Genomic DNA, 24,765 nt, shown 5'->3' with positions numbered 1-24,765 from the left:
CGTTATGCCGTTTGCGTTGCCTTGGCGACGACGACGGGTATCAGGAGATCGCCCCAGTTGCCGTTGCCGCCGTGGTGACGGGCCGAGCGGACGAGCTCGACCGAAACGCCGGCCTCGACCGCATTCATGACGGTTTGGTTGAGGCGATGCAGTTCGTTGGCCAGCATGCGGATGACCGCCTGCTGATCGGCATTCATGGTGAGAGATTGCTCCTCCGCTCTCTCGCGAACGCGTGCTATCGATGCCATGTCATTCTCCTCCTAATTTCCTGATATCACTCTGCTGCCGGTTTGAATTGGGCATGCTCTGTCGATCCGTGCATGGCCGTTGTCGATGACTGGCCGCCGGTGATCGCCAGCGAGACCGCATCGAAATAGCCGGTGCCGACTTCGCGCTGGTGCTTGGTGGCGGTATAGCCATTGGCCTCCGCTGCAAATTCGGCTTCCTGCAGCTCGGAGTAAGCGGCCATCTGGCGAGCCTTGTAGCCGCGGGCGAGCTCGAACATGCCGAAATTCAGCTGGTGGAAGCCGGCAAGCGTGATGAACTGGAACTTGTAGCCCATGGCGCCCAGCTCGCGCTGGAATTTTGCGATCGTCGCATCATCCAGGTTCTTCTTCCAGTTGAAGGACGGCGAGCAATTGTAAGCTAGCAGCTTGCCCGGGTGGACCCGATGCACGCCTTCGGCAAATTTCCGCGCCTGTTCCAGATCCGGCTTCGACGTCTCACACCAGATGAGGTCGCAATGCGGTGCATAGGCGACGGCGCGGGCGATGCAGGGCTCGATGCCGTTCCTGACCTGATAGAAGCCTTCGACCGTCCGTCCGGCGTCGTAGTCGACGAAGGGTCGGTCGCGCTCGTCGATGTCCGAGGTCAGAAGCTTCGCTGCTTCGGCATCGGTGCGCGCCACGACAAGGGTCGGCACGCCCATGACGTCGGCGGCAAGCCGCGCCGCGTCGAGATTGCGGATATGCGCCGCCGTCGGAATGAGCACCTTGCCGCCCAGATGGCCGCATTTCTTCTCCGATGCCAACTGGTCCTCGAAGTGGACGCCGGCCGCACCCGCCTCGATATAGGCCTTCATGATCTCGAAGGCATTGAGGGGGCCACCGAAGCCCGCTTCGGCATCGGCGACGATCGGCGCAAACCATGTGTCGACGGAAAGCCCTTTGCCTTCGGCGGTTTCGATCTGGTCGGCCCTTTGCAGCGTGCGGTTGATGCGCTTGGCCAACTCTGGACCCGCATTGGCAGGATACAGCGATTGGTCGGGGTACATGGCCGAGGCCGTATTGGCGTCGGCGGCGACCTGCCATCCCGAGAGATAGATCGCCTTCAGGCCGGCGCGAACCATCTGCATGGCCTGATTGCCGGAAAGCGCGCCGAGCGCATTGACGAAATCCTCCTCGTGAATGAGCTGCCAGAGACGGTTTGCACCCATTTCGGCCAATGAGTGCCGAATGGTGATCGAGCCGCGCAACCGCTCCACAACCGCGGCCTGATAGGGGCGCTCGATACCATCGAAACGTCCGGCGGGCGCGCTGGGAACCAGTTTGTAAAAATCTGTCATACTATTCTCCCGATACTTTTCTCTCGATCCTCCGATCGATCTCGACTGCATAACTATTTTTACAACATTGATGTTGAAGCAGCGAGTAAAACTGGAAAATGCCGTTAGATAAAAGGGTTATGATGTGTTATTATTGACATCCGTCTTCGGTAAAATTGTAAATCTTGTAAAATATTGCCGACTGAAGAATTGTAAAAGGTATGACACATGGTTGAGCGCAAGATCTTTGCCGGCCCGAAGGTTCGGCGCATCCGCATGGGCCTCGGTCTGACGCAGACGACGATGGCGCAGGCGCTCGATATCTCGCCGTCCTATCTCAATCTCATCGAGCGCAATCAGCGGCCACTGACCGTACAATTGCTGTTGAAGCTGTCGGCGGTCTACAAGGTTGATCTCGACGAATTGCAGGGCGAGCAGGGCGGCAGCGCAGGGCAATTGCGTGAAATCTTTGCCGATCCATTGCTGGCAGGCGAGATCCCCGGCGATCAGGAGCTGATCGAGCTCGCCGAAGCTGCGCCGAATGCGGCAAACGGCATGATCCGGCTTTATCGCGCCTATCGCGAGCAGGCCGCAAGACTGTCCGATCTCGCCGAGCTTCTGGGCCGCGAGGGCCGGGTTGCCGAGGTCGCCGGACCGCGCCTGCCGCTCGACGAGGTTCACGATCGCCTGCAATCGCGCCCGAATTTCTTTGCTCGCATCGAAGATGCTGCGGAGACCTTCCATGAACGCCTATCGCCCGGCGACGACCTGACGGGCGCTTTGAAGGCATGGCTAAAGGCCGAGCATGGCATCGCGGTACGCCTGTTGCCGGTGCACGCCATGCCTGGCTTGCGTCGACGCTATGACCGGCATTCGATGCGGCTTTTCCTGTCGGAGCGTCTGTCGCCCTTTGATCAGATCCGGGAGATTGCGACAGAAGTCTCGCTTTTGGTTCTGCGCGAGGAGATCGCCGCCGAGCTGAACGCCCTCGCGCTTTCGACGCCCGAAGCCAATCGCGTCGCCCGTTTCGAGCTGGCGCGCTACGCTTCCCATGCGCTTCTGATGCCTTATGGCGCCTACCTCGCGGCAGCGCAGCGAATGCATTATGATATCGAAGCCCTCGGCGCTCGCTTCGGCGTGTCCTATGAGCAAGCCGCCACGCGGCTGAGCAGCCTGCAAAGACCAGGCGCATCCGGCATCCCGTTTTTCCTGATGGAGATCGACAATGCCGGCCATCGCCTGCGCAAGGCGGGCGCCCAAGGCTTTCCGCAAGGGCGCTTCGGCGGCGGCTGTCCGAAACTCAACATCCATGCCGCGTTCGCTCAGCCCGGACAGATATTGGTGGACGCTGCCCAGATGCCTGACGGGGCCGGCTTCCTGACCGTATCGCGAACGATTGAGGGACCGCGAGCCGATTTCGGAGAAAGGGTACGCCGCACGGCACTTCTGATCGGCTGCGATATCGCCCATCGTGACGAGGTGGTCTATGGCAAGGGGTTGGATGCCAATCAGACCCCAATCGGCCCCGCCTGCCGCCTATGCGAGCGTCAGGGCTGTCTGGCGAGAGCCGAGCCGCCGGTGACGCGCCCGCTTGGCCTCGATGAAATGGCGGCCGGTCTCAGTGTGTTCGATTTTCAGTGATTGCCTTGATTGCCATTGTTGAAAATAAGGCCTGAACCTCGCCGCGACGAGTGGAAGACCTAGCCTCATCGAGAATGCTGCGCTCGCGACCGGGCTTTCAAAGCGAACGGGATCGACGGATCACCTCGGCCCGCGTCGGTGCCCCGGATCGTCCTCCAAAGGACTCGCACTTGATGGCAGCGGCTATGGAGGAAAAGTGGATTGCGTCTGCCGGCGCCATTCCCTCGGCAATCGCCAGCGCGAAGGCGCCGTGGAAGATGTCTCCTGCGGCAAGCGTGTCGACAGTCTTGACGGAAATAGTCGGGCAATGCGCGACGGCGTTGCTTTGCTCGTCGAACCAGTAGCTGCCGGTCGCCCCTGCCGTCACGCAGATGAAAGCATGATCGAAGCGCTGTTTCAGACGATGCGTCATCGCGGACACATCGCTTGTTCCCGTCAGGCGCTGCGCAGCCGGTTCGGAGAAAACGATATGGGTTGCTTCCGGCGCCAGTTGTTCGATGATGCCGTCAGGAGCCACGTCGCCGTCGAGAATGGCGGGTCTGCCCATCGCTCTCGCGGCTTTGAGAACCTGCAGAGCCAGCGCCGGCCAGCGCACGTCGACCAGTGTGGCGTCGAACGCTGCGATATCAGCCATCGTGAATTCCTTCACCGTATGGTGCAGCTTCGGATCGTAGAAGGGAACGATCAGTCTTTCGCCGTCATCGTCCACCAGGATGGTCGAGATGGCGGAACGGGCGCCTTCCACACGCAGCATGCCCCCGACATGGATGCCGGCGGCATCCATGTCGCGGATAATACGCTCGCCGGTATCGTCGTCGCCAACGGCACCCCACAGGCTCGCCCCGCCACCGAGCCGGACAATGGCATAAGCAGCGCTGGAGGCCATGCCTTCGGCGATCTGCAGCATGTCGTAAGGCAAAACCTTCCCCTGACCGTGCGGAAGGGTATGGACGCGAAAGAGCGTATCGAGAACAGCAGCGCCGACGCAAAGAACGCGCTTGGCCGCGCCGGCGGGCGGATCGAAGATGGATGGAGCGGTCAAAGTCGCTTTCCGCTCGCTTTGTCGAAAAGATGGATGCTTGCCGGATCGATGCCGATTTCGATCTTGTCGCCGAAGCGAATATCCAGCCGCTCGCGGAACAGGCAGGAGATTTCCTCGCCGCCGCAATCGAGCTTGACATAGATCTCAGATCCCGTGCCTTCGACAATGCCGACGCTTGCCGACAGGCCGCTTGCCGCAGCGCGGATATGTTCGGGCCTGATGCCGTAGACGAGGGGACGCCCCCCGTACTCCGTGATCGGAAAGCCCTCCGCAAGGGCAGGATGAGACCCTTGTCGCTACGGAAGACGCCTTCCTCGATCCTGCCGTCGATGAAGTTCATCGACGGTGAGCCGATGAAGCCGGCGACGAAGAGATTGGCCGGTCGGTCATAGAGATCGAGCGGCGCGCCGACCTGTTCGATAAAGCCGCCATGCAGCACGACGATCTTGTCGGCCATGGTCATGGCCTCGACCTGATCGTGCGTCACGTAGATCGTCGTCGTACCGACGCGCTGATGCATGGACTTGATCTCGCCGCGCATCTGGACGCGCAGCTTCGCGTCGAGATTGGAGAGCGGCTCGTCGAACAGGAAGACCTGCGGATCCCGCACCAGTGCGCGGCCCATGGCGACGCGTTGGCGCTGGCCGCCGGAAAGCTGACGGGGCAGGCGATCCAGTAGATTTTCCAGGCCAAGGATGGCGGCCGCCTTCTGCACCTTGGCGGCGATTTCGGAAGCGTTTGCTTTTTTCAGCTTCAGCGCAAAGCCCATGTTTTCGGCGACCGTCATATGCGGATAGAGCGCATAGTTCTGAAAGACCATCGCGATATCGCGGTCGCGCGCCGGCAGATGGCTGACTTCGCGCCGACCGATATGAATTTCACCGTCGCTGACCTCTTCAAGCCCGGCGATCATGCGCAGCAGGGTGGACTTTCCGCAGCCCGAAGGGCCGACGAGGACAACGAATTCGCCGTCGGCGATATCGACGCTAATGTCATGGATGACCTTCACCTGGCCATAGCGCTTCTGGATGCTCTGTATATTGACGGGTGCCATGAATGTGATCCTTTCCAAAAGGGGAGGCGGTCATTTGACCGCGCCGGCCGTCAGACCGGCGATGATCTGTCGTTGCGCGAACATGGTCAGCACGAGCACCGGCAACGTCACGATCAGGGCCGCCGCCGCAAGCGGTCCCCAGCTCACCTGCTCGAAGGAGAGCATGTTATAGACGGCCACCGGCAGTGTGCGGGTCTCGCGGCTCGCAAGCACGATGCCGAAGACGAAATTGTTCCACGAGAAGATGACCGAAAGAATGAAGGCGACGACGATGCCGGGACGGGCGATCGGCAGGGCGACGAGGCGGAAGACTTGCCATGGCGTCGCGCCATCGATGCTTGCCGCCTCCTCCAGTTCCATCGGCGTCGTCTCGAAATAGCCGATCATGATCCAGACGACGATCGGTACTGTGACGACGAGATGGATGATGATCTGCGGCCAGAGCGTTCCGAGCAGATTGAGCCATTGGAACAGCAGGAACAGCGGGATGAGGAAGGATAGGCCCGGCGTCATGCGGGCGATCATGATGACGATAGCCGACTTCTCTGCCTTCAGCCGCGCAATGCCGTAGCCGGCCGGCACGCCGATGACGAGCGCGAGCAGGGTGGCTGCCCCCGTCACAAGGATCGAATTCCAGAAATAGAGGAAGAAGTTGTTTTCCTGGAAGACATTGACGTAGTTCGTCCAGGCGAAACGGTCTGGAATGAGTATTGGCGGATAGGCGCCGTTATCGATCTCGTATTTCAGCGACAGCGAGATCATCCAGAGGAAGAATAGAATAACGGGCGAGACGATGACCAGGGCCACGAAGAACAGGCCGATACGGTTGAGCGTCGAGCGCTTCATCTCAATGTCCCTCCGTATCGGTCCATTTCGTCCGCTGCCGCATCATCAGGAGGATGAAGGAGAGCGCGACGATGAGGATGAAGAACACCACCGCCATGGCCGAGCCATAGCCGATGTCGTAGTAGGAAAAGGCGGTGTTATAGAGGTAGATGTTGATCGTTTCGGATGCCGTTCCCGGGCCGCCTTGCGTCATCGCATAGATGATGTCGAAGCTCTTGATCGCATCGATGCCACGGATGATGACAGCGATCATCAGGAAAGGCGAGATCATCGGCAGCGTCAGATAGCGGAACTTCTGCCAGGCGTTGGCGCCGTCGATTTCGGCGCTCTCATAAGGTTCGCGCGGCACGGAGGCGAGGCCGCCAAGCACGATCAGCATGACTAGCGGCGTCCATTGCCACACTTCGACCAGCACGAGGGAGGGGATGACGCTTGCCTGGTTGTAGATCCATTCCAGCGGTCCGATGCCGACAAATGATAGCAGGTAGTTGAGCACGCCGAGCTGCGGATGGAACATCATGGTCCAAACCAGGGCGACGGCAACAGGCGTTGCCATCATCGGCATGACGAAGATGCCACGCAGGAAACCGCGCAACGGAAAGTTCGCATCGAAGATGAGTGCCGCCAGCGTTCCGAAGATCAAGGGGCCGACGACGGAGAGCACGGTATAGAGAACCGTGTGCCAAAGGGATTCCCAAAAGCGTGCGTCAGTCGCCAGCCGCACATAATTGTCCCAGCCGACGAAACTCTGCGATTGACCGAGCGTCCACTTGTTCACGCTCATCCACAGGGTGAAGACCCACGGAAAGACGATGACAGCGGCAATGACGATCAAAGCGGGAATGACAAAGGGCCAGTAGTTGGGAGCAAGCCTTCGCGGCTTGCTCCTGTCTGCGGCTGCATTTGCGGCAGTATCTTCGATGCTCACGGAAGCCATCATCCCTCGCTTCGTGCCAGAACCGGCTCGAACTGGGCGGTCGCCGTCTTCAGTTCAGCTGCGGGATCTGCGCCGCCGATCATGTTCGTCAGCGCGACACCATATATGTCGCGGAACTCGGTGACCGGGATGATGACGGGCAAGGCGAGCTGAGAGACCTTGGCAGAGCCGGCGACGGCATCGAGCCAGGCACCCGGCATCTTCACACCCTCGCGCACCTTCTGATCCTCCAGGATGGATTGGCGGAAGGGAACACCGGCGCCGGCCTGCAGGAGGCGCGCGCCCATGTCGTGCGAGATCGCCCATTGGCAGAAGAGATAGGCGGCTTCCTTTTTCTGGCTGGCCGCCGTCACGCCGAGGCCGTCGCCGGTCGTCGCCGCTGCCTGCGCATTCGGTCCTTTCGGCATGACGCCGTAGCCGACCTGGCCGACGACGCGGGATTTTTCCGGGTTTTCGATCGGCGGCGCAAACCCGACGCCATCGACCCACATGCCGATCTTGCCCTGCAGGAAGGCCGATTGCGCTTCCGCCCAGTTGAAGCCGGAAACGCCGGGAGGTGCCGATTTCGTCATCAGGCGCTGATAGAGCTTGGCAGCGTCGACCGCGCCCTGCGATTCCGTCTGCAGCTTGCCGTCAGCCGAGAGCGGCGTCGTGCCATAGCCGAGCATGAAGGTCGTCCACACCGGCGCGTTGGCATTCTTCAGGCCGCGTGCCACGAAGCCGTAGGTATTGGTCGACTTGTCGGTCAGCGCCTCGGCGGCCTTCGCCATATCTTCGAAGGTTTCCGGATAGGCGAGGCCCTTCTTCTCGAACAGGGCCTTGTTCCAGTAGACGATCCAGTAGTCCACCGAGAAGGGCAGCGAGCGCATGACGCCTGCGGAATCCTTGGCGAACTTCAGGCCAGCCTCGGCGAAATCGCTTTCCGTCAGCGAGGGATCGGTGAGCGACGGGTCCTTCATGAAGCCGCTGATATCGGTAAGCCAGCCGCCCTTTTCGAATTGACGCTTCTGGACGTGATAGCTCAGATGCACGACGTCGAAGCTTGGCTTGCCGGAGCTGAGCTCGATCGTGGTCTTCTGTCGCTGCTGTTGTTCCGGCGTCGCCTCGGCATTGACCTTGATGCCGGTCAGGGCTTCGAACTCGCTTAAGTATTTGAGGATCGTCTCGCTGCGCGGGCTCTTGACCAGATTGACCTCGAGCGTCGTGCCGGCAAAGCGCTTCCAGTCTACCGCGGCTGAGGCGGTGCGCACGCCCAGAAGGCTCGTTGCGCCTAGTGCGGCCGTGCCGGCCATGAAGCCGCGACGTGTCGGATTGAAAAATGACGATGACATGTTGTTCCTCCTCCTCTGGCCGAAAATCTCCTCATTCGCGGCCTGTTGTCTAAAGCTGTTTACATCTTTAACGCGCGATCCCGCGCTCCGCCGATATGGGCTACCAGCGCGGTAACCGCCTCGTCGGCTGAGCGCCTCTCAATGGCTTCAAGCACTTTCAGATGCTCTTCCATAACCGGGCCGACATGGCCGTTGATGCGAAACCTGTCCTGGCTGATCAGCCGCATCTTGATCGAATTGACCCGATAGGCATTCGAGATGATCGTGTTGCCGAGCGCGTCGATGAAGGCATCGTGCATGCCCCAGTCCACCGACTGCGCGTGAAGTTCGAGTTCTTGCGAGCTGTCGCCGGCCCGAATGGCATCCGCGATATCGCGATGGTCCTTCAAAAGCTTGCCAATCGTCTCGTCTGACGCTGAATAGGTGAACAGCGCGACGGCTTCCTTTTCCAGAAAGAGACGGAGCTGGAAAGCCTCCCGGATCAGGTCGAGATCGATATGGGCGATCTGCAGCCCCCGCTGCGGAACCGTCTTGATCAGCCCTTCGGCCTCCAGGCGCGGGATCAATTCGCGGATCGCGCCGAGCGTCAGTCCCGTTAGTTCGACCAACCGCCGCTGCGATATGAATTGCCCAGGGCGAACGTCGCGCGCCAAAAGATGGCGCGTGAAGCTCTCATAGGCTTTCTCTCTCAACGTCGTCTGTTCGCCTGGTCCGTCCATCGGCAGCTCCGGGCTGATCGGTTAGGCTGCCTTGGCGCGAAACAGTGCGCCGAAAGCAGCAAAGAGCGTGTCGGAATCTTGGCTGTTCAACGCCACGAGGGGTGGGCGTACGGCAAGCCAGCCATCGTCCTCCGTCAGACGGGCGAGAATGGCCTTGATCGAGGGGATGACCGGATAGTTCAGCAGTTGCCCGACGAAGCGCTCCACATTGGCGTCGTCGATGCCCTTTTCCGCCATGACCTGAACTTCGCGAGGAAGGAGATTTGCCATGCCGGAGATTGCTCCCTGTCCGCCGAGCCGAACGCCGCGAGCCAGATGCCGCTCGTCACCGATCAGTATGATGAGATCGCCATGCGTCTTCAGCAACTCCTCGGTATAGGGCCAATCGCCGGAGGAGTCCTTGACGCCGACAACAACATCCGGAAATGCGGCGCGCAGGCGGCCGACCAGCGAGATCGAGAGCGGCACCATCGTCACCGACGGAATATTGTAGACGATCACGTCTCGGGCATGGGTGCCGAGCATGGTGAAAACGGCCGAAAACCATTTGAAGAGGCCGTCGTCGCTGACATTCTTGAAGTAGGAGGGTGGGGCGAGGAGAATGTTGCGGACACCTTGCGCCAGCGCCTGTCCAGCCTGGGCAGCGGCATCCTCGGCGGCATCGACGAGCACGCCCATGACGATTTGCTTGGGCGCAATGCCGGCGGCGAGCATCGCGGCCAGAACCTGCTTGCGCTCCTGCATGCCGATCGACGCGCCTTCGCCCGTGGTGCCGAAAAGGGTGACGCTTTTGCAGCCATTGGCAAGGCAATGCTGCGCCTGCTCGATCACGCCCGGGATTGCAATCTCGCCATCCGCGTCGAAAGCTGTTGCCAGCGCGGCCGACAGGCCAAAATTCTCACTCATCCGATCCTCCCAAACTCATGAGTTAGTGCGTAGCATACTGACATGTTAGTTGTAAAGTAAAGTTCGTTTCAGTGATGCATATGTGATTTACTGGATGAGGAAGAGCATCGCGAGGGAACTTCCGCCGCGACGAATATTGGATATGCAGCGTGCTGTTGCCGCCGAATTTTGTGGCGCAGACCATGCTCGGCTCGACCGCGCGGAGAAAGCACGATCAGCGACGTTGCAATGATATCGCTTGTCAGGCTGGCGAGGTGTTAGTTCCCGACAGGCACATAATCGAGCCCGCCATCGATCTGCGAAGGCCGCCCGTCGAGGAAAAGCTCGCCGATACGCGGCGCCGAGCGGGCGATGACCTTGCCGCGCTTGATGACGGCGAGGCGATTGGGTTTCAGACGCAGCGCTTCCAGCGTGTCGACGGCCTGCAGCACGACAAAATCGGCATTGCAGCCCTTTTCCAGGCCGTAGCCTTCAAGGCCGAGCGTCCTGGCGGAGTTGACGGTGAGTGCATCGAAGATATTCTTCTTGTCTTCGATGCCGGCCATCTGCGCGACGTGGATGGCCATATGGCCGACCTCAAGCATGTCGCCCGAGCCCATCGAATACCAGGGATCCATCACGCAATCATGGCCGAAGGAAACGTTGAGCCCTGCATCCATCAGTTCGCGCACGCGCGTCATGCCGCGCCGTTTGGGATAGGTGTCGTGCCGGCCTTGCAGCATGATGTTGATGAGCGGGTTAGCGATGACGTTGATCTTCGCCTCCGCCATCAATGGGATGAGCTTGGAGACGTAATAATTGTCCATCGAATGCATCGAGGTCAGGTGCGAGCCTGCGACACGGCCCTGCAGTCCGAAGCGGATAGTCTCTGCCGCCAGCGTCTCGATATGGCGCGACATCGGATCGTCGGTTTCGTCGCAATGCATGTCGACGGGAAGGCCGCGATCGGCCGCGATCCTGCAAAGTGCCTCGACCGAGGCTCTGCCCTCATCCATCGTCCGCTCGAAATGCGGAATGCCGCCGACGATATCGACGCCCATGTCGAGCGCGCGTTCAAGAGAGGCAACGCCGTCCTTGGCGCGATAGTAGCCATCCTGCGGGAAGGCGACGAGCTGCAGGTCGATATAGGGCTTGACCCTCTCCTTCACCTCCAGAAGCGCCTCGGCTGTCACCAGTTTGGGATCGGACGTGTCGACATGGCTGCGGATGAACAGCAGTCCTTGCGTGACGGCGAGATCGCAATAGCGCAATGCGCGATCGACAAGCTCCTCCTTCGTCACGATCGGGCGCAGCTCTCCCCAAAGCGCGATGCCCTCCAGAAGCGTGCCGGAAATATTCATGCGCGGCAGGCCAAGCGAAAGCGTCGCATCCATATGGAAGTGCGGATCGACGAAGGGCGGGCTTACCAGCCGGTTGGTCGCATCGATTTCTTCCTTTGCCTCGGCGGCGATCGAGGCTTCGATTGCTGCGATCTTGCCGTCCTTGACCGCAATGTCGATGCCCTTGCGGCCATCAGGCAGATTGGCATTGCGAATGATCAGATCGAACATGGAAGGCTCCTTGGATTATCTTTCGCCACGACGATAGGGTTGCATCAGCGCCTGTGGCACGCGAGCACGCCTGCTCATGACCGCAAGGGCGACGATGGACAGGATATAGGGCGTCATCAGGAAGATCTGATAGGGCACACCCTGCACCGCCGTCTGCAGGCGCAGCTGGAATGCGTCGAAGAAGGCGAAGAGGAGGGCGCCGAACAGCGCCCGGCCCGGCCGCCAGGACGAAAAGACGACAAGCGCGATGCAGATCCAGCCGCGGCCCTGCACCATGGTCGGAAAGAAGCTGTTGAAGGCGGAAAGCGTCAAGAAAGCGCCGCCCATGCCCATCAGGGCGCTGCCGGCAATGATCGCGCCATAGCGGATCTTCATCGGGTTGAGGCCTTGAGCCTCGGCTGCATGCGGGTTCTCACCCGTCATGCGGATCGCAAGCCCCGCCGGTGTGCGAAAGATGAGGTATGCCATGACCAGCGCGACCAGGATTGCGAGATAGGTCGGCGTCGTCTGTGTGAAAAGCGCAGGGCCAATGAAAGGCAGGGTGGAAAGCCCGGGAATGGCGATCGGCTGGAACGGCGTAATGGTCGGCGGCGTCCCGGCGACGGGAACGATCAGCCGGAAGACGTAATAACTGAAACTGGATGCAAACAACGTCACACCGAGACCTGAAACATGTTGCGACAAGCCGAGCGTCACCGTCAGGGCCGAATGCAGAAGCCCGAAAATGCCGCCGGCGATCGCCGCGATCAGAAGTCCGGTCCACAGATCGGCGCCGTGATAGACGGAGAGCCAGCCGATCATCGCGCCGAAGGTCATGATGCCCTCGATACCGAGATTGAGGACACCGGCCCGCTCGCAAAGCAGCGCACCGAGCGTGCCGAAGATCAAGGGTGTCGCAATCCGCAACACGGCAGCCCAGAGCCCGGCCGAAGCAATGATATCGACAAGCGTGCTCATCGGCGGATCCTGTACTGGGTGAAGAACAAGGCGATCAGCATCGTCAGCAGCGACAGGGCGACCGTGACGTCGGCGATGTAAGTGGGGATGCCGAGGCTGCGGCTCATGCCGTCGGCGCCGACGAACATGGTTGCGGTGAAGATCGCCGCAAGCACGACGCCAAGTGGGTTGAGGTTTGCCAGCATGGCGACGACGATGCCGGCATAGCCGAAGCCGGGTGAAAGATCTGTCGTGACGTAACCTTTGACGCCCATCACTTCGATCGCGCCGGCAAGGCCGGCAAGCCCGCCGGAGAGACAGGCGACCTTGACGAGGGTCGAGCCGAGGCGAACGCCGGCGAAGACGGCGCCTGACGGATTGAGACCGGCTGCCCGCGACTGCATGCCGAAGACTGTGCGCGACTGGACGAAATAGACGACCGCGGCGATGACAATCGCAATTGCAAAGCCGATGTGGAGGCGTGATCGTGCAATCAGTTTCGGCAGCATGGCGTGATCGGCAAGCGCCTGGGATTGCGGCCAGCCGAATGCCGTCGGGTCCTTCAGCACGCCGTCGATCAGCATGGAGACGAAGAGAACCGCGATGAAATTCAGGATGAGGCTCGTCACGACCTCGTCGACGGAGAAGCGTAGCCGCAGCCATAGCGGCACGAGGATCAATATCATCCCGGCGAGCGCGCCGATGATCATCAACAGCGGAATGAGGATCGGGCCGGGCAGCCCGGCAAGCATTTTCGACCCGAAGGTCGCAACGGCAATGGCGCCGAAATAGAATTGTCCCTCGGCGCCGATGTTCCAGAGGCGGGCACGAAAAGCGACCGCGGCGGCCAATCCCGTCAGGATCAACGGCGTCGCGCGGGTCAGCGTCTCCGTTGCCGAAAGCCTGGAGCCGAAGGCACCGAGCAGGATCCGCCGATAGGCCTCGAAGACCGGCGCGCCGGCAATCGCAATCAGGATGCCGGCGAGTGCGAGCGCTGCGATGATTGCAAGCAGGGGGGCCAGGGTCATCATGTAGAGTGGGCGGTGCTCGCGCCGTTCAAATCGCATGTTCGGTCCCGCTCTTGTCTTTCCATTCTCCGGCCATCATCAATCCCAACAGGCGTGCATCGGCCTCACTGGCATCGATCGGTGCCGAAAGGCGACCGCCGACGATGGCCTGGATGCGATCGGCTAAGGCGATCACTTCGTCCAAATCCTCCGAGATCAATAGAACGGCGGTGCCTTGCCGGCGCGCTTCCAGAATGCGTCCGTGGACGGCGGCAACGGCCCCTTCGTCCAACCCGCGCGCTGGCTGGGCGGCGATCAGGATTCGTGGTCGCTCATGGAGATTGCGGCCAAGGATCAGCTTCTGCATGTTGCCGCCAGACAGCAGCCGGGTGCGGGTCGCGGCATTGCCGCCGCGCACATCGAACGCCTCGATGATCTCCTGCGCAAAGGCCATGCCGGCACTGCGGTCGACCAGACCATGCTTCGAATAGGAAGACAGGCGCTCGAGGACGGCATTCTCCCAGATCGCCATTTCGCCGATTGCGCCATCACGGTTGCGGTCTTCCGGAATGCGGCCGATGCCGGCCTCGATGACCGCAGCCACATCAAGATCGCCGACGGGCTTATTGAACAGAAGAAGCTCGCCGGACGAACGGTTTGCGGTGCCGGACAGGATCTGCCCCAGGCTCGCCTGGCCGTTACCCGACACGCCGATAATGCCCAGAACCTCACCGGCACGGACATGAAAGCTGATCTTCTTCAAGCGTTCGACGCCGCCGCTTTTGAGCGTGATGTCGCGGGCTTCGAGCGCGATGGCGCCGGGGACGCTTTTCTCGCGGGTTGGGCGCGTGACGCGATGTCCGACCATAAGTTCGGCAAGCTCGGCCTTGCTGGTCTGAGATGCCTGCCTTTCGGCTGCAACCTTGCCGTCGCGCAGGACGACGATACGTTCGGCCGTGGCCATGACTTCATCGAGCTTGTGGGAGATGAAGATCAAGGATAGGCCTTGTGCGGCCATCTGTTTCAGCGTCGAGAAGAGCTTTTCTGCCTCGATCTGGGTGAGAACGGCGGTCGGCTCGTCGAGGATCAGGATGCGCGCATCGTTGTAGAGCGCTTTCAGGATTTCCACCCGCTGCTGCTCGCCGACCGAGAGATCGCCGAGGCGGGCATCGGGGTCGACCTTCAGGCCGAAACGTTCTGAGATCGCCAGAAGCTTGTTGCGGGCCGCCGTCATTTGAGATGTGAGCGACCACAACCTCTCAGTCCCCGTCATGATGTTTTCGAGCACAGTCAGGTTTGGTGCCAGCGAGAAATGCTGATGCACCATACCGACGCCAGCCCGAATTGCGGCGCGCGGCTTGCCCTTTGGCAACTCCACATTGTCGATCAGGATGCGGCCGGTATCGGGCACATAGTGGCCGAAGAGGATGCTCATCAGCGTCGTTTTGCCGGCGCCGTTTTCTCCGAGCAGGGCAACGATCTCGCCCTTTGCCAAGGACAGCGAGATATTGTCATTGGCGACGGTGCTGCCGAAACGCTTGCTGACACCTTCGATGGTGAGAACGGCTGTGGTCATGTCGCGAAGCCTGCAATCGGGAAGCGGTGTTGCCACCGTTGCTCGGCCTCGAGCGCAGATGCAAGCTGCAGCAACAGCTTATCCTCGCTCATGGGCGCCATCATCTGAATTGGCAGCGGCAATCCCTGGGCGTCTTTGCCGAAGGGGAGCGTGATTGCCGGAAAGCCGGATATGTTGGCGACCGAGGCAAGCGGGGCGAAGGATGTCATGCGCTCGAGATGCAAATCGATGTCTGAATGATCCGTGGGGAAAGAACCAATCGGCGGTGGCGCCGCGGCAAGCATGGGCATGACGATGACATCGACCTTGTCGAAGATTTCCCACAGAGTGCGGCTTGCCCTGACGGCGCCATTAAGCGAGCGCCAAAGGACTGTTGCCGGCATGGCGCGTCCGCGCATGATGAAGGCTTGCGTCATCGTCTCCACGAGGCGCACGTCCAGTTTGAGATCGTCAACCAGGCCGGCGATATTGACGGAGATGATATCGCCAAAGGCACGCGCGCTGGCCTGGATGGCACTTTCCATCTCATCCCAACGGATGGATATCAGCGCGTTTCCTTGGTTTTCCAGGAACCTGGCCGCTGCTTCCACCGCTTGGGCCCGATCCGACTCGATAGCGTAGTGCCGCCCGGTATCGGTAAGGAGGCCGACGCGAAGTTTGCCCGTCTTGGCCGTGTGTTGAGCGATGTCCGCGTACGGCCCCCTTGTCCTTCCCCGGACAACATCGAAGATCGCTGCGGTGTCGCGCACGGAGCGGGTGACAGCGAGTTCGCTGGCGATGCCGCCGAGATGATTGCCGAAGGAGGGACCGGCGGGCACCGCTCCGCGCGTTGGCTTCAGCCCGACAAGGCCGCAGCAGGCGGCCGGCACGCGGATCGAGCCGCCCGCATCCGTCGCATGCGCGATCGCCACGATACCGGTGGCGACTGCGGCCGCGGCACCACCCGACGAGCCGCCAGCGGTTCTGCTCGGATCCAGCGGATTTCGGCAGATCGGGCCGATTGCCGGCTCGGATGCGAGTGAGAAGCCGAATTCCGGACTTGTGCTCAAGCCGAAGACGCAGAGGCCGGCATTACGAAAGCGCTCTGCCAAATCGCTATCCGCGCCTTTGCCGGCGCGGGCGAACAAGCGAGAGCCAGCGGTCACCGGCAGCCCCGGGAAGGGGCCGCCGAGATCCTTGGCGACCGTCGGCACGCCGGCAAAGGCGCGCCGCGCAAAGCGCTCAGGATGCACCGAGGCCTCCCGATCCAGGGCGAGCGCTGCCGCAAGCCCTGCTTCGGGATTGACATAGGTAATGGCGCCAAGCTCATCTTGCTCGGCGCAGGCATCAAGCGCAGCTTGCATGGCATCCACGCAGGTAAGCGTGCCGGATTTGATGGCGCCAGCTAGCTCCGTGGCATCGGCGTATGATGGGCTGCGCATGATCGCGCCACGCAGTTACTTCGGCTGATCCGCTACCTTCGGCACTTCGAAGGTGCCAGCCTTGATATCGGCGCGGACCTTCTCCATTGCAGCTTCGGCCTCTGCTGGTGCGACGCCCTTCACATAGACGATGTCGCTGCCGCCTTCCTTCATGAGACCATAGGCCGTGTAGTTGCGGCCGACCGGCTTGCCGGCGGCGACATCGGCGATTGCGGCATTGAGAATGGGACGGAAGTACCACATGGCATTGGCAAAGACGGTATCGGGATAGCGTGGCGTGTAATCGATCAGCGATCCCACTGATTTGATATGCCGCTCCTTGGCGGCATCCGCGGTGCCGATGCGCTCACCGAAGAGAATGTCGGCGCCGGCGTCGATCTGCGCGAGACCGGCTTCGCGTGCCTTCGGCGGGTCGAAGAAGGTGCCGATGAAGGAGACTAGATGCTTGCAGTCGGGATTGACCGCTTTGACGCCAGCGGCAAAGGCATTGATCAGCATGTTGACTTCGGGGATCGGGATCGCGCCGACCGAGCCGACGACATTGGACTTGGTCATCTTGCCCGCCAGCATGCCGGCGAGATAGGCGCCGTCATAGTTCCAGGTGCCGAAGACGCCGAAATTGCTGCCGGCAGCCTCGCCGCTGGAGCCGAGAACGAAGGCTGTATCCGGGTAGTCCGCAGCGACCTGACGTGCTTCCTTTTCCACCGCATAGGCTTCACCAATGATCAGCTTGTTGCCTTGTTCGGCATATTCGCGCATGGCGCGGGGATAGTCCGTGCCGGAAACGCCTTCGGAAAAGACGTATTCGATAACGCCTTCCTTGGCGGCATCCTGGAGCGCCTTGTGAAGACAGGAATTCCAGGCGTTTTCGACCGGCGAGGCATGAATGCCTGCCACTTTGAGCGGCGCGGCTGCGCGCGCAGCCGGCGCAAGAGCGCTGACGCTGAGAGCGATGCCTGATGCAATGACGGCACGGCGTGACAGTATGATTTCATTGGTCATTTTTTAGTTCCCCAGCTTTTTGATCAATTGGTAAAAATCATATGGGGAGGCTAAAAATGTGTCAAGCGATCCGCGTGCTCAAATAATATGCTGGGTGGCCGATATCCGCTCGTTGCCAGCGGCTTCAGGCAGTCGGCACGGTCGCTATTTCATCGCTTCAGGCGCAACGATCTGATGGGCTTGGCGAGTAAGCACTTCACTCTGCGATCCGTTCGATCATATGGCCGATCGCCTCGCGATAGCGGTCAGCATCGCCGCCGGCATCGATCGCAAGGGCGGCCCGATCGAAGGCGGCCGATAGAATGTCGGCAAGCGCGTCGACCGGAATGCCAGATTTGCGGTCGTGACGGAGAGCTGCTTGCAATCCCTGTCTGAGAGTGAGGGTTGTCGTCTCCTCGTCCAGTTTTTTCATCTCCGTAAAGCCCAGCACCGTCGGTCCTTCGATCAGCAGAAGTCGAGTGCGACCATTAACCCGCATGGCATCGAGATAGGCGTTGCTGCCGGCAATCAACGCCTTGCGAGCAGGAAGCTGCGCCGGCGTCGCTTGCTCTATGGCGCGGGTGACTGCCAGCGCCTCCTGTCTGACGACGGCGCGAAAGAGCGCGCGCTTGTCTTCATAGTGATGATAAAGCGCGCCGCGGGTGATGCCGGCTGCTGCGACGATCTCCGGCGTCGATGTTTCAGCATAGCCTTTCTCCACGAACAGGGCTCGTGCCGCGGCGATGAGAGCAGCCTTGGTCTTCTCGGTTCTTTCACGATTGGAGCGCGGATCTTGCATGCATGCAGCCTGTATGTTATTTGAAAAATACAGGCAGATTGTATGTCTTTTTATGGGAGATGTGAAGCATGAAGGTGACAAGCTATTATCCTGTCATCATGACCGAGCGGGTGGAGGAGACGGCCGCTTTCTACATCGCGCATTTTGGATTTCGGGAAAACTTCGCGAGCGATTGGTATGTCCATCTGCAATCGGCCGAAGACAACGGTACCAATCTCGCCATTCTGGATGGCCGGCATGAGACAATCCCGTCGCAAGGGCGTGGCCGGGTAGCCGGGCTGTTGCTCAATTTCGAAGTGGAAGACGTCGATATGGTCTACGACCACGTGCGGGAAGCTGGATTGCCTATTTTGCTAGCGATCCGCGACGAAGATTTCGGTCAGCGACATTTCATAACGTCCGATCCGAATGGCGTCCTGATCGACATCATCAAGCCGATACCGCCAAGCGCCGAGTTCGCAGCTCTTTATGCCGAGAGCGCCTTGCCGCCGGGCCAGTAAGATGTTGAGCCCAATCGATAAAATCGAGCAATACAACTCTATCTTTGATTAACTAGGTCGCTTCACCCAATATTTCGCTTTTCATGCGACAAAGCCGGCAGAGGTAAGGTGACCCATGCAAGAGCTTCCGGTTTCGTCAAAAATCATCAAATCAGTCTATTTCCGTCCGGATGACGGACGGCTTTATATTCGCTTTAAAAATGGTGAGGAACGTCAATTCACCGGCGTTCCGCAAAAGGCAGCGATTGCCATGGTAAAGGCGCCGTCGCCCGGCCAGCACTATATCGAGCATATTCGCACGAAATTCGAACGCGTCGCCTGAAGCGCAGCCTACAGCCTACACGCTGATTGGCATTTTCGCTTTGAAAGTGCCAGTTCGTTCGTCATCCGTCGCGAAGTCGAACGAGCTTTATGTCTCAGCGCATTGATAAACGCTGAGTTGCGCTATCTACATCGATCAGAACCATCTCCCAGGGAGGACGCGGCGTGATTGATGAAAAGCAGCTTATATCCAAGATCACTTGGAGGATTATGCCCTTCCTGGGCATCCTTTATCTGATCGCCTATATCGATCGCCAGAACGTCAGTTACGCAAAGCTGCAGATGGTCGGCGATCTCAGCATGAGCGAATATGCCTATGGTCTCGGCGCGTCGCTGTTCTTCATCGGTTATTTCATTTTCGAAGTGCCGAGCAACCTGCTTCTCGACAGATTCGGAGCGAGCAGATGGTTCGCGCGCATTCTGATATCCTGGGGCGCAGTCACGGTCGCTCTGGCTTATACGCAGAATGCGACCATGTTCTACATTCTCCGTTTCCTGCTCGGCGCCTGCGAAGCCGGCTTCTTTCCTGGTGTACTTTATCTGCTGACCCTCTGGTATCCTTCGGCCTATCGCGGCAGGATGGTCGGGCTTTTCATGATCTTCAGCGCCTTTGCCAACGCGATCGGTGCGCCGCTCGGCGGCGTGCTGCTGGATTTGAACGGGCTCTATGGTATTGCCGGCTGGCAATGGGTCTTCCTGGTGACGGGTGTTCCCGCCATCCTTGCCGGCTTCATCACCTTGTTTTATCTGCCGGACCTGCCGTCCAGGGCGCCGTTCCTTGACGATACGGAAAAGAAATGGCTGAAGGACCGGCTCGCGGTGGAAAATTCGGGCATGGAGCAGAACGCAGCCGATGGCTTCAAGGCGCTGATCAATCCGCGCGTACTGCTGATGGCGCTTTGCTATATCGGTTTCCCGCTTGCCGCTTACGGTCTCAGCTACTGGCTGCCGACCATCGTCAAGAATTTCGGCGTCAGCAATACGACGAACGGCTTCCTGAACATCATTCCATGGCTTCTTGTCGCAATCGCTCTTTATGCCGTGCCCGCGGCAGCAGACAAGGCGGAGACCAAGGCGCCCTATATCGTCATTCCCGCGCTGGTCGGTGCCGTGAGCCTGGTTCTGTCAGCCGTTATCCCGGACCATACGCTGCAATTTGTTTTCCTCTCCATTGCGGCAGCCGGCATTTTTGCGGGCCAGCCGGTGTTCTGGAGCCTACCGTCGCGCTTCCTGCAGGGAGCGGGTGCGGCAGCGGGTCTTGCCGCGATCAACTCCGTTGGCAATCTCGGCGGCTTTATCGCCCAGAACGTCGTCCCCTGGATCAAGGATTCCACGGGAAGCACGATCGCGCCGATGTTCTTCCTAGCGGCCTGCCTGCTGGCAGCGGCACTTTTGGTTCTAGTGGTAGGGCGCATGGTGCCGCGCACGCCACGCCCGGAAGATTTCGGCAACTCAGGTGCAGCCCGAGTCAAATGATTGCGCTCATCTGAGCAGAACATTCTTCGGATGAGAGGGGCGGTCTGATGGCCGCTCCCGGGAGGCGTCGGCATTGACGTCCCAACGCTCGGCGAGCTTCTGGAGCACCTGGGTAAATTCGAGCTTCCAACGACGCGGCCTGCCAGAGACAGGGCCGCCATTCCCGCCATACCTCCCAGGACGGCGCGTCTGCTCACGCCGTGGGACAACATTCAGCGCGCATTGAATCCCTGCTCGGCCGGGTTTTGATCAAGGTCGATGCGACCACTTCCAACCCGTCTGATGCACTTGTCTGGCGCAGCATCGAAACTTTAATGCATTCTCATATAATTACAAAAGTTGATAAGTTTTTACAGATTTAGTAGCCCTATCGTGTAGGAAATGCGCAATGGCTGTGCCTGCGCCGCCATTCACGAAGGATGATGATGAAACTCTCTGTCGCCAACGATTCCGGTGTGGGCGTGACGCGCTTCGGCGACATCATCTATGAGAGGATCGTCGCGATGATTGCGGATGGAACCTTTCCCGTGAACGAGCGGTTGCCGGCGGAAGCCAAGCTCGCGGAAATGTTCGGCGCGTCACGGCCTGTTGTGCGCGACGCTCTGGAGCGGCTGCGTGCAGATGGTTTGGTCGTTTCGAGCAAGGGGTCGGGTTCCTATGTCAGGCAAAGGCCGGATTCGTCGGTCCTGAAAATGGTGCCTGTAGGATCGCTTGCCGATGTCCAGCGCTTTTTCGAATTTCGCGCCGGGCTTGAGGCGGAGGCCGCCGAGCTTGCTGCGCGCAACTGGCAGGCTGATGACAAGGAGCGGATCACACTAGCGCTTCAAAAAATCGAACAGTGTCTTCGCGAGGGCCGACTTGGCGCTGAAGAAGATCAGGAACTGCACGATGCCATTGCGGTCGCCACCGGCAATCAATTCCATGTCTCTGCTCGCGAATTGTTCAAGCCGCACTTCGCCATCGGTCATTCCGTGACCCGCAGCCTCAGCCTCAAGCGGACGCCAGAACAGATCCGCAGTGTTCAGGATGAGCATGCCGTCATCGTGCAGGCGATTTTCGCGCGGCAGGAGACCGAGGCTCACGATGCCATGAAGCGCCATATCTTGAATGCACGCGCCCGCATGTTCCAGGGCGTATAGGGAATTGGATGAGGCGAAGGCGAGGTGATGGCTTCTTTACGTCTCCTCGTTTGCGTCTCGATGGATGATAAAGGGTCAGGGTAGGAAGATGAGCATTGAAACCATGCGGCAGGTGCTGACCGGCGTCTCCGGTGTTCCGGTCACGGCCTATGATGGAAGTGGCGAGGTGGAACCGCGCGTCACCGCTCAGGTCTATCAGCGGGTAGCGGCTGCCGGCATTCACAACATCGTTGCGGCTGGGAATACCGGCGAGTTCTATGCGCTCACTCCGCAAGAAATCCGCCGCGTCCATGAAGCGGCGATATCCGGCGTCGACGGCAAGGCGCCGGTGACGGCGGCGATTGGCCGTTCATTGCGCGAGGCGATCCAGATGGCGAAGGATGCTGCCTCGATCGGTGCTTCAGCCGTCATGTCGCACCAGCCGGTGGATCCTTTCGCCGCACCCGGCTCGCAGATCGACTATTTCCGCGATCTGGCGGAGGCCTCGCCCCTGCCGCTCGTTGCCTATGTCCGTGCCGAGGGCTTCAGCGTCGACGATATGGTTCGCCTGGCCGGTCACGGCAACATTGTCGGCATCAAGTTTGCGACGACGGATCTGATGCTGCTTTCGCGGGCGATCGCGAGTTCCGACCCAAAAGGCGCGCTCTTCGTCTGCGGTCTGGCCGAAAGCTGGGCTCCGACATTTGCGGCGGCGGGCGCAAGAGGCTTCACCTCAGGCCTCGTCAATGTTGCGCCGAAGCTGTCGCTTGCCGTTCACGCTGCCTTGGAGAAAGGCGATTTCACCGCTGCGCGCGCCATCGTCAACAAGCTTGAGCCCTTCGAACGCATGCGCACGAAGTTCCGCAACGGAACAAACGTTACCGTCGTCAAGGAGGCCGTGACCTATTCCGGCCTCGATGTCGGTCCTGTCCGTGTTCCGGGCGTGCCACGTCTTGATGAGAAGGATCGCGAAGAGTTGTTCGCTTTGCTGCGCAGATGGCGGGAGGTGGATGAACTTTCCTCCAGCTGACGCATCGATGCCAATGACGGCCATTTCGTGAACCAAATCTGATCGGCGCCGGAGAAACTCGCTTCGGCGCCGCACTCTCCTATACCGTCGTTTACGCAGTTTCCCTTGGATTGAGATGAAGAAGAGATCGGCGATCGTTGAGGTCGCAGTCAGAGCACCACGACCTTCGCTCCTACGCTGACCCGGCTATAAAGATCCATTACATCCGGATTTGCCATGCGGATGCAGCCGGAAGATACAGCCTTGCCGATCGAGTTGGGCTCATTGGTGCCATGGATGCGATAGAGGGTGGAACCGAGATAGAGCGCCCTTGCCCCAAGGGGATTATTGAGACCGCCCTCCATGTGATCGGGTAGTTCCGGGCGACGGGCGATCATTTCCTTGGGGGGTGTCCAATTGGGCCATTCCGCCTTGCGGCTGACCGTTTCCGTGCCCTTCCAGGAAAACCCCTGCTTGCCGACGCCGATGCCGTATTTCAGTGCGGTTCCGTCATTCTGAACCAGATAGAGGCGTTTCTCCTTCGTGGAGATCACGATCGTGCCCGGCTCGTAGCCGGAGAAGGGGACCACCGTGCGCGGGATCGGAGATCGCGCCATGGCCGCACGCTGGTCATCCTTGACGCCTGGGTTGAACTGCGGGGAAGTCTCGCGCGGATCGATCGAAGCCTGCCGTGGTAGCCGCCGGGGAGGAGGCGGGAAGTCGCCGTCCTCGTCATCATAATAGTCATAGGCGTCGCCGCGATAGTAATAGCCATCATCAAGGCGCCGATCGTCCCGATAGCGCGGTGGTGCTTCTCGGAAATATCGTGGAGCAACGTAGTCGTCGCCATAATCCGGCAAGTATCTCCATTCCTGTGCATGCGCGGCGACGCTTGCCATCAGCACTGCCATAGCGGGCAAAAGAACCAGTCTCATAGTCTTCATGTCACAACCATATTTCCCGAAATCGTGCCCCGCGAGGGTGGGCAGCTTGCGCCGACAATTCCGGAAACGGCGGGCGTAATTGTGGCAAAACGGCTGAAAGTCTCACAATCAGGTGCTAGATACTGTCGATAATGAAGATATTGCGGCAGGTTTGGAAGCACCTGCAAATCCCGACAAGCCGATCGGCAGAATCGCCAGGAGGACTATGGCGCGAGCTGAATTGGGCATCCGATGGCGCCCCGCATCTATAGAGATACCGTTATTTATTGTCGAACGCTGCGATTGCCGGCTGGAGCAGTTAAATTCCTGCCCCGTCGAGCTGCTCAGCGTCGTCGCCCTCCCAAGGCGAGGGCATCGAGGTCCGATTGAGATTGGCCGAGGGAAGCGGCATCCAGCACTTCAATTCCGGCTCGGCATATTCAATGATGCACCCCGGCGCAGAATCGGAAGCGCGCCAGCCTTCCGACCCAAAGCGATCCCCACTCGACCAATAGGCAAGGTCGACTTCTGCCGGCCCTTGCTCGGACGGCCGGATGGTAACGAGAATTCTGCTGCCGTCTTTCGGCGCGCTTGCCATTTGGCGCCAGCGATCTGGCTCGTCCATCATTATTCCTCCTGCCTCGCTCCAGATTGGAAGTGTCGCCTCACCATTGGAAACGGTCAACTCAAACTTTGCGCAATCCAGCCACTGCTGATTGATCTTGGATCGAAATAGATCGCGATTTTCTGCAATCGGTGGGAGCAACCGCTGCCGATGTTTTGATGGATATAGCGGTCTCTTTTTATGGGAGAGAGCCGCGTTTGGCGCTGCCTTAACGGTGCGTAGCGCCTCCATAAGCAATAGCGGCTCAGATAATTCGAGGTCTTCGGCCGCGGGCAAGCTTTCGGCCGGGATCCATTTGCGCGAACGCCTCGATATTTTTCGGAACCAGCGGCCCATGTCTGCGTAGACTTATGTGACAAGCTTTGCTGGGTCCTAGCGAGCGCGCAGCGCGGTGCTTCGTGTCGTGCCCAGAAAGGGCGAATTTCATTGTACGACGATCCCTGGAGTCATGTCGAAGGGAGGCCGCATGTCCAGATACACGCCTCTGGTGCTTTTCTTCATCTG

23 protein-coding genes and 1 pseudogene are annotated in these 24,765 nt (G+C 59.9%); 6 read left to right on the top strand and 18 right to left on the bottom strand.

The annotated features are described in order from the left end of the window. Positions 1-2: 2 nt before the first annotated feature. Complete coding sequence (locus tag ACK83U_RS25500; RefSeq protein ID WP_015342730.1) at positions 3-248, bottom strand: hypothetical protein; 246 nt, start codon at positions 246-248, stop codon at positions 3-5. A 26-nt stretch (positions 249-274) separates the two neighbouring features. Beyond that, positions 275-1,564 (bottom strand): isocitrate lyase, encoded by a 1,290-nt coding sequence (gene aceA, locus ACK83U_RS25495; protein ID WP_112611483.1) that lies wholly within the window; start codon positions 1,562-1,564, stop codon positions 275-277. Between the two features lie 207 nt (positions 1,565-1,771). Between aceA and ACK83U_RS25490 the strand changes: the two genes are divergently transcribed. Further along, positions 1,772-3,184, top strand: coding sequence for an XRE family transcriptional regulator (locus tag ACK83U_RS25490; RefSeq protein ID WP_112611481.1), 1,413 nt, complete (start codon positions 1,772-1,774; stop codon positions 3,182-3,184). 97 nt (positions 3,185-3,281) lie between these two features. Here ACK83U_RS25490 and ACK83U_RS25485 read toward each other — a convergent pair whose 3' ends face one another. The 14 genes and pseudogenes from ACK83U_RS25485 to ACK83U_RS25420 all read right to left on the bottom strand — a co-directional run bounded on the left by ACK83U_RS25485 (position 3,282) and on the right by ACK83U_RS25420 (position 18,289). Further along, a complete protein-coding gene (locus ACK83U_RS25485) occupies positions 3,282-4,226 on the bottom strand; it encodes a sugar kinase (RefSeq protein WP_112611479.1) in 945 nt (314 codons plus the stop codon). After that, positions 4,223-5,280 (bottom strand): annotated as a pseudogene (locus tag ACK83U_RS25480) (ABC transporter ATP-binding protein). The gene ACK83U_RS25485 and the pseudogene ACK83U_RS25480 overlap by 4 nt, the downstream one beginning before the upstream one ends. Before the next feature lie 30 nt (positions 5,281-5,310). After that, positions 5,311-6,126: a carbohydrate ABC transporter permease gene (locus ACK83U_RS25475; RefSeq protein ID WP_095436787.1), complete on the bottom strand. Its 816-nt coding sequence runs from the start codon at positions 6,124-6,126 to the stop codon at positions 5,311-5,313. A 1-nt stretch (position 6,127) separates the two neighbouring features. Then, a complete protein-coding gene (locus tag ACK83U_RS25470; RefSeq protein ID WP_112611503.1) occupies positions 6,128-7,063 on the bottom strand; it encodes a carbohydrate ABC transporter permease in 936 nt (311 codons plus the stop codon). Beyond that, entirely contained in the window at positions 7,063-8,394 is a 1,332-nt protein-coding gene (locus ACK83U_RS25465; protein ID WP_112611475.1) for an ABC transporter substrate-binding protein, read from the bottom strand. Before ACK83U_RS25465 ends, ACK83U_RS25470 begins: the two co-directional genes overlap by 1 nt. A gap of 59 nt (positions 8,395-8,453) precedes the next feature. Further along, positions 8,454-9,113 (bottom strand): GntR family transcriptional regulator, encoded by a 660-nt coding sequence (locus tag ACK83U_RS25460; RefSeq protein WP_112611473.1) that lies wholly within the window; start codon positions 9,111-9,113, stop codon positions 8,454-8,456. A gap of 21 nt (positions 9,114-9,134) precedes the next feature. Further along, positions 9,135-10,019 carry a dihydrodipicolinate synthase family protein gene (locus ACK83U_RS25455; RefSeq protein ID WP_112611471.1) on the bottom strand — a complete coding sequence of 295 codons (885 nt, stop codon included), beginning with the start codon at positions 10,017-10,019 and terminating at the stop codon, positions 9,135-9,137. Positions 10,020-10,276: 257 nt separating this feature from the next. Beyond that, complete coding sequence (locus ACK83U_RS25450) at positions 10,277-11,569, bottom strand: amidohydrolase family protein (protein WP_112611469.1); 1,293 nt, start codon at positions 11,567-11,569, stop codon at positions 10,277-10,279. A 15-nt stretch (positions 11,570-11,584) separates the two neighbouring features. Next, entirely contained in the window at positions 11,585-12,526 is a 942-nt protein-coding gene (locus ACK83U_RS25445; protein ID WP_112611467.1) for an ABC transporter permease, read from the bottom strand. Next, positions 12,523-13,572: an ABC transporter permease gene (locus ACK83U_RS25440; protein ID WP_112611465.1), complete on the bottom strand. Its 1,050-nt coding sequence runs from the start codon at positions 13,570-13,572 to the stop codon at positions 12,523-12,525. The genes ACK83U_RS25445 and ACK83U_RS25440 overlap by 4 nt, the downstream gene beginning before the upstream one ends. Beyond that, positions 13,562-15,088: an ABC transporter ATP-binding protein gene (locus ACK83U_RS25435; protein ID WP_112611463.1), complete on the bottom strand. Its 1,527-nt coding sequence runs from the start codon at positions 15,086-15,088 to the stop codon at positions 13,562-13,564. The genes ACK83U_RS25440 and ACK83U_RS25435 overlap by 11 nt, the downstream gene beginning before the upstream one ends. After that, on the bottom strand, positions 15,085-16,509 hold the full coding sequence (locus ACK83U_RS25430; RefSeq protein ID WP_112611461.1) for an amidase: 1,425 nt from the start codon (positions 16,507-16,509) through the stop codon (positions 15,085-15,087). The genes ACK83U_RS25435 and ACK83U_RS25430 overlap by 4 nt, the downstream gene beginning before the upstream one ends. A gap of 15 nt (positions 16,510-16,524) precedes the next feature. Continuing rightward, a complete protein-coding gene (locus ACK83U_RS25425; RefSeq protein ID WP_112611459.1) occupies positions 16,525-17,511 on the bottom strand; it encodes a BMP family protein in 987 nt (328 codons plus the stop codon). A 196-nt stretch (positions 17,512-17,707) separates the two neighbouring features. Further along, positions 17,708-18,289 carry a TetR family transcriptional regulator gene (locus tag ACK83U_RS25420; protein ID WP_112611457.1) on the bottom strand — a complete coding sequence of 194 codons (582 nt, stop codon included), beginning with the start codon at positions 18,287-18,289 and terminating at the stop codon, positions 17,708-17,710. Positions 18,290-18,357: 68 nt separating this feature from the next. Between ACK83U_RS25420 and ACK83U_RS25415 the strand changes: the two genes are divergently transcribed. The 5 genes from ACK83U_RS25415 (at position 18,358) to ACK83U_RS25395 (ending at position 22,734) form a co-directional block, all read left to right on the top strand. Beyond that, positions 18,358-18,789, top strand: a complete 432-nt coding sequence (locus ACK83U_RS25415; RefSeq protein WP_112611455.1) for a VOC family protein — start codon at positions 18,358-18,360, stop codon at positions 18,787-18,789. Positions 18,790-18,904: 115 nt separating this feature from the next. After that, positions 18,905-19,111 (top strand): KTSC domain-containing protein, encoded by a 207-nt coding sequence (locus ACK83U_RS25410; RefSeq protein ID WP_015342748.1) that lies wholly within the window; start codon positions 18,905-18,907, stop codon positions 19,109-19,111. Positions 19,112-19,275: 164 nt separating this feature from the next. Continuing rightward, entirely contained in the window at positions 19,276-20,586 is a 1,311-nt protein-coding gene (locus ACK83U_RS25405) for an MFS transporter (RefSeq protein WP_112611453.1), read from the top strand. Positions 20,587-21,011: 425 nt separating this feature from the next. Beyond that, on the top strand, positions 21,012-21,725 hold the full coding sequence (locus tag ACK83U_RS25400) for a FadR/GntR family transcriptional regulator (protein ID WP_112604069.1): 714 nt from the start codon (positions 21,012-21,014) through the stop codon (positions 21,723-21,725). A gap of 88 nt (positions 21,726-21,813) precedes the next feature. Continuing rightward, positions 21,814-22,734, top strand: a complete 921-nt coding sequence (locus tag ACK83U_RS25395) for a dihydrodipicolinate synthase family protein (protein WP_112604018.1) — start codon at positions 21,814-21,816, stop codon at positions 22,732-22,734. A gap of 149 nt (positions 22,735-22,883) precedes the next feature. Here the strand turns inward: ACK83U_RS25395 and ACK83U_RS25390 are convergent, their stop codons facing one another. Both ACK83U_RS25390 and ACK83U_RS25385 read right to left on the bottom strand, forming a co-directional pair. Further along, complete coding sequence (locus tag ACK83U_RS25390; RefSeq protein WP_112604016.1) at positions 22,884-23,657, bottom strand: L,D-transpeptidase; 774 nt, start codon at positions 23,655-23,657, stop codon at positions 22,884-22,886. Between the two features lie 298 nt (positions 23,658-23,955). Further along, the gene (locus ACK83U_RS25385) at positions 23,956-24,261 is read right to left on the bottom strand and encodes a hypothetical protein (protein ID WP_112337400.1); all 306 of its coding nucleotides are present in this window, start codon (positions 24,259-24,261) and stop codon (positions 23,956-23,958) included. Positions 24,262-24,765 lie beyond the last annotated feature (504 nt).

Source organism: Rhizobium sp. WW22, from assembly GCF_047041135.1.
In the GTDB taxonomy this organism is placed as follows: domain Bacteria; phylum Pseudomonadota; class Alphaproteobacteria; order Rhizobiales; family Rhizobiaceae; genus Rhizobium.
Note: the sequence above shows the minus strand (reverse complement) of the source record. Positions and strands in the feature narration are given on the sequence as shown.

Bases quoted from the DNA above. Each gene is read 5' to 3' on its own strand.
- ACK83U_RS25460 (WP_112611473.1), bottom strand. From the start codon at position 9,113: ATGGACGGACCAGGCGAACAGACGACGTTGAGAGAGAAAGCCTATGAG.
- ACK83U_RS25475 (WP_095436787.1), bottom strand. From the start codon at position 6,126: ATGAAGCGCTCGACGCTCAACCGTATCGGCCTGTTCTTCGTGGCCCTG.
- ACK83U_RS25430 (WP_112611461.1), bottom strand. From the start codon at position 16,509: ATGCGCAGCCCATCATACGCCGATGCCACGGAGCTAGCTGGCGCCATC.
- ACK83U_RS25385 (WP_112337400.1), bottom strand. From the start codon at position 24,261: ATGGACGAGCCAGATCGCTGGCGCCAAATGGCAAGCGCGCCGAAAGAC.
- ACK83U_RS25390 (WP_112604016.1), bottom strand. From the start codon at position 23,657: ATGAAGACTATGAGACTGGTTCTTTTGCCCGCTATGGCAGTGCTGATG.
- ACK83U_RS25435 (WP_112611463.1), bottom strand. From the start codon at position 15,088: ATGACCACAGCCGTTCTCACCATCGAAGGTGTCAGCAAGCGTTTCGGC.
- ACK83U_RS25500 (WP_015342730.1), bottom strand. From the start codon at position 248: ATGGCATCGATAGCACGCGTTCGCGAGAGAGCGGAGGAGCAATCTCTC.
- ACK83U_RS25470 (WP_112611503.1), bottom strand. From the start codon at position 7,063: ATGGCTTCCGTGAGCATCGAAGATACTGCCGCAAATGCAGCCGCAGAC.
- ACK83U_RS25400 (WP_112604069.1), top strand. From the start codon at position 21,012: ATGAAACTCTCTGTCGCCAACGATTCCGGTGTGGGCGTGACGCGCTTC.
- ACK83U_RS25450 (WP_112611469.1), bottom strand. From the start codon at position 11,569: ATGTTCGATCTGATCATTCGCAATGCCAATCTGCCTGATGGCCGCAAG.
- ACK83U_RS25490 (WP_112611481.1), top strand. From the start codon at position 1,772: ATGGTTGAGCGCAAGATCTTTGCCGGCCCGAAGGTTCGGCGCATCCGC.
- ACK83U_RS25465 (WP_112611475.1), bottom strand. From the start codon at position 8,394: ATGTCATCGTCATTTTTCAATCCGACACGTCGCGGCTTCATGGCCGGC.
- ACK83U_RS25415 (WP_112611455.1), top strand. From the start codon at position 18,358: ATGAAGGTGACAAGCTATTATCCTGTCATCATGACCGAGCGGGTGGAG.
- aceA (WP_112611483.1), bottom strand. From the start codon at position 1,564: ATGACAGATTTTTACAAACTGGTTCCCAGCGCGCCCGCCGGACGTTTC.
- ACK83U_RS25440 (WP_112611465.1), bottom strand. From the start codon at position 13,572: ATGCGATTTGAACGGCGCGAGCACCGCCCACTCTACATGATGACCCTG.
- ACK83U_RS25425 (WP_112611459.1), bottom strand. From the start codon at position 17,511: ATGACCAATGAAATCATACTGTCACGCCGTGCCGTCATTGCATCAGGC.
- ACK83U_RS25410 (WP_015342748.1), top strand. From the start codon at position 18,905: ATGCAAGAGCTTCCGGTTTCGTCAAAAATCATCAAATCAGTCTATTTC.
- ACK83U_RS25455 (WP_112611471.1), bottom strand. From the start codon at position 10,019: ATGAGTGAGAATTTTGGCCTGTCGGCCGCGCTGGCAACAGCTTTCGAC.
- ACK83U_RS25395 (WP_112604018.1), top strand. From the start codon at position 21,814: ATGAGCATTGAAACCATGCGGCAGGTGCTGACCGGCGTCTCCGGTGTT.
- ACK83U_RS25420 (WP_112611457.1), bottom strand. From the start codon at position 18,289: ATGCAAGATCCGCGCTCCAATCGTGAAAGAACCGAGAAGACCAAGGCT.
- ACK83U_RS25445 (WP_112611467.1), bottom strand. From the start codon at position 12,526: ATGAGCACGCTTGTCGATATCATTGCTTCGGCCGGGCTCTGGGCTGCC.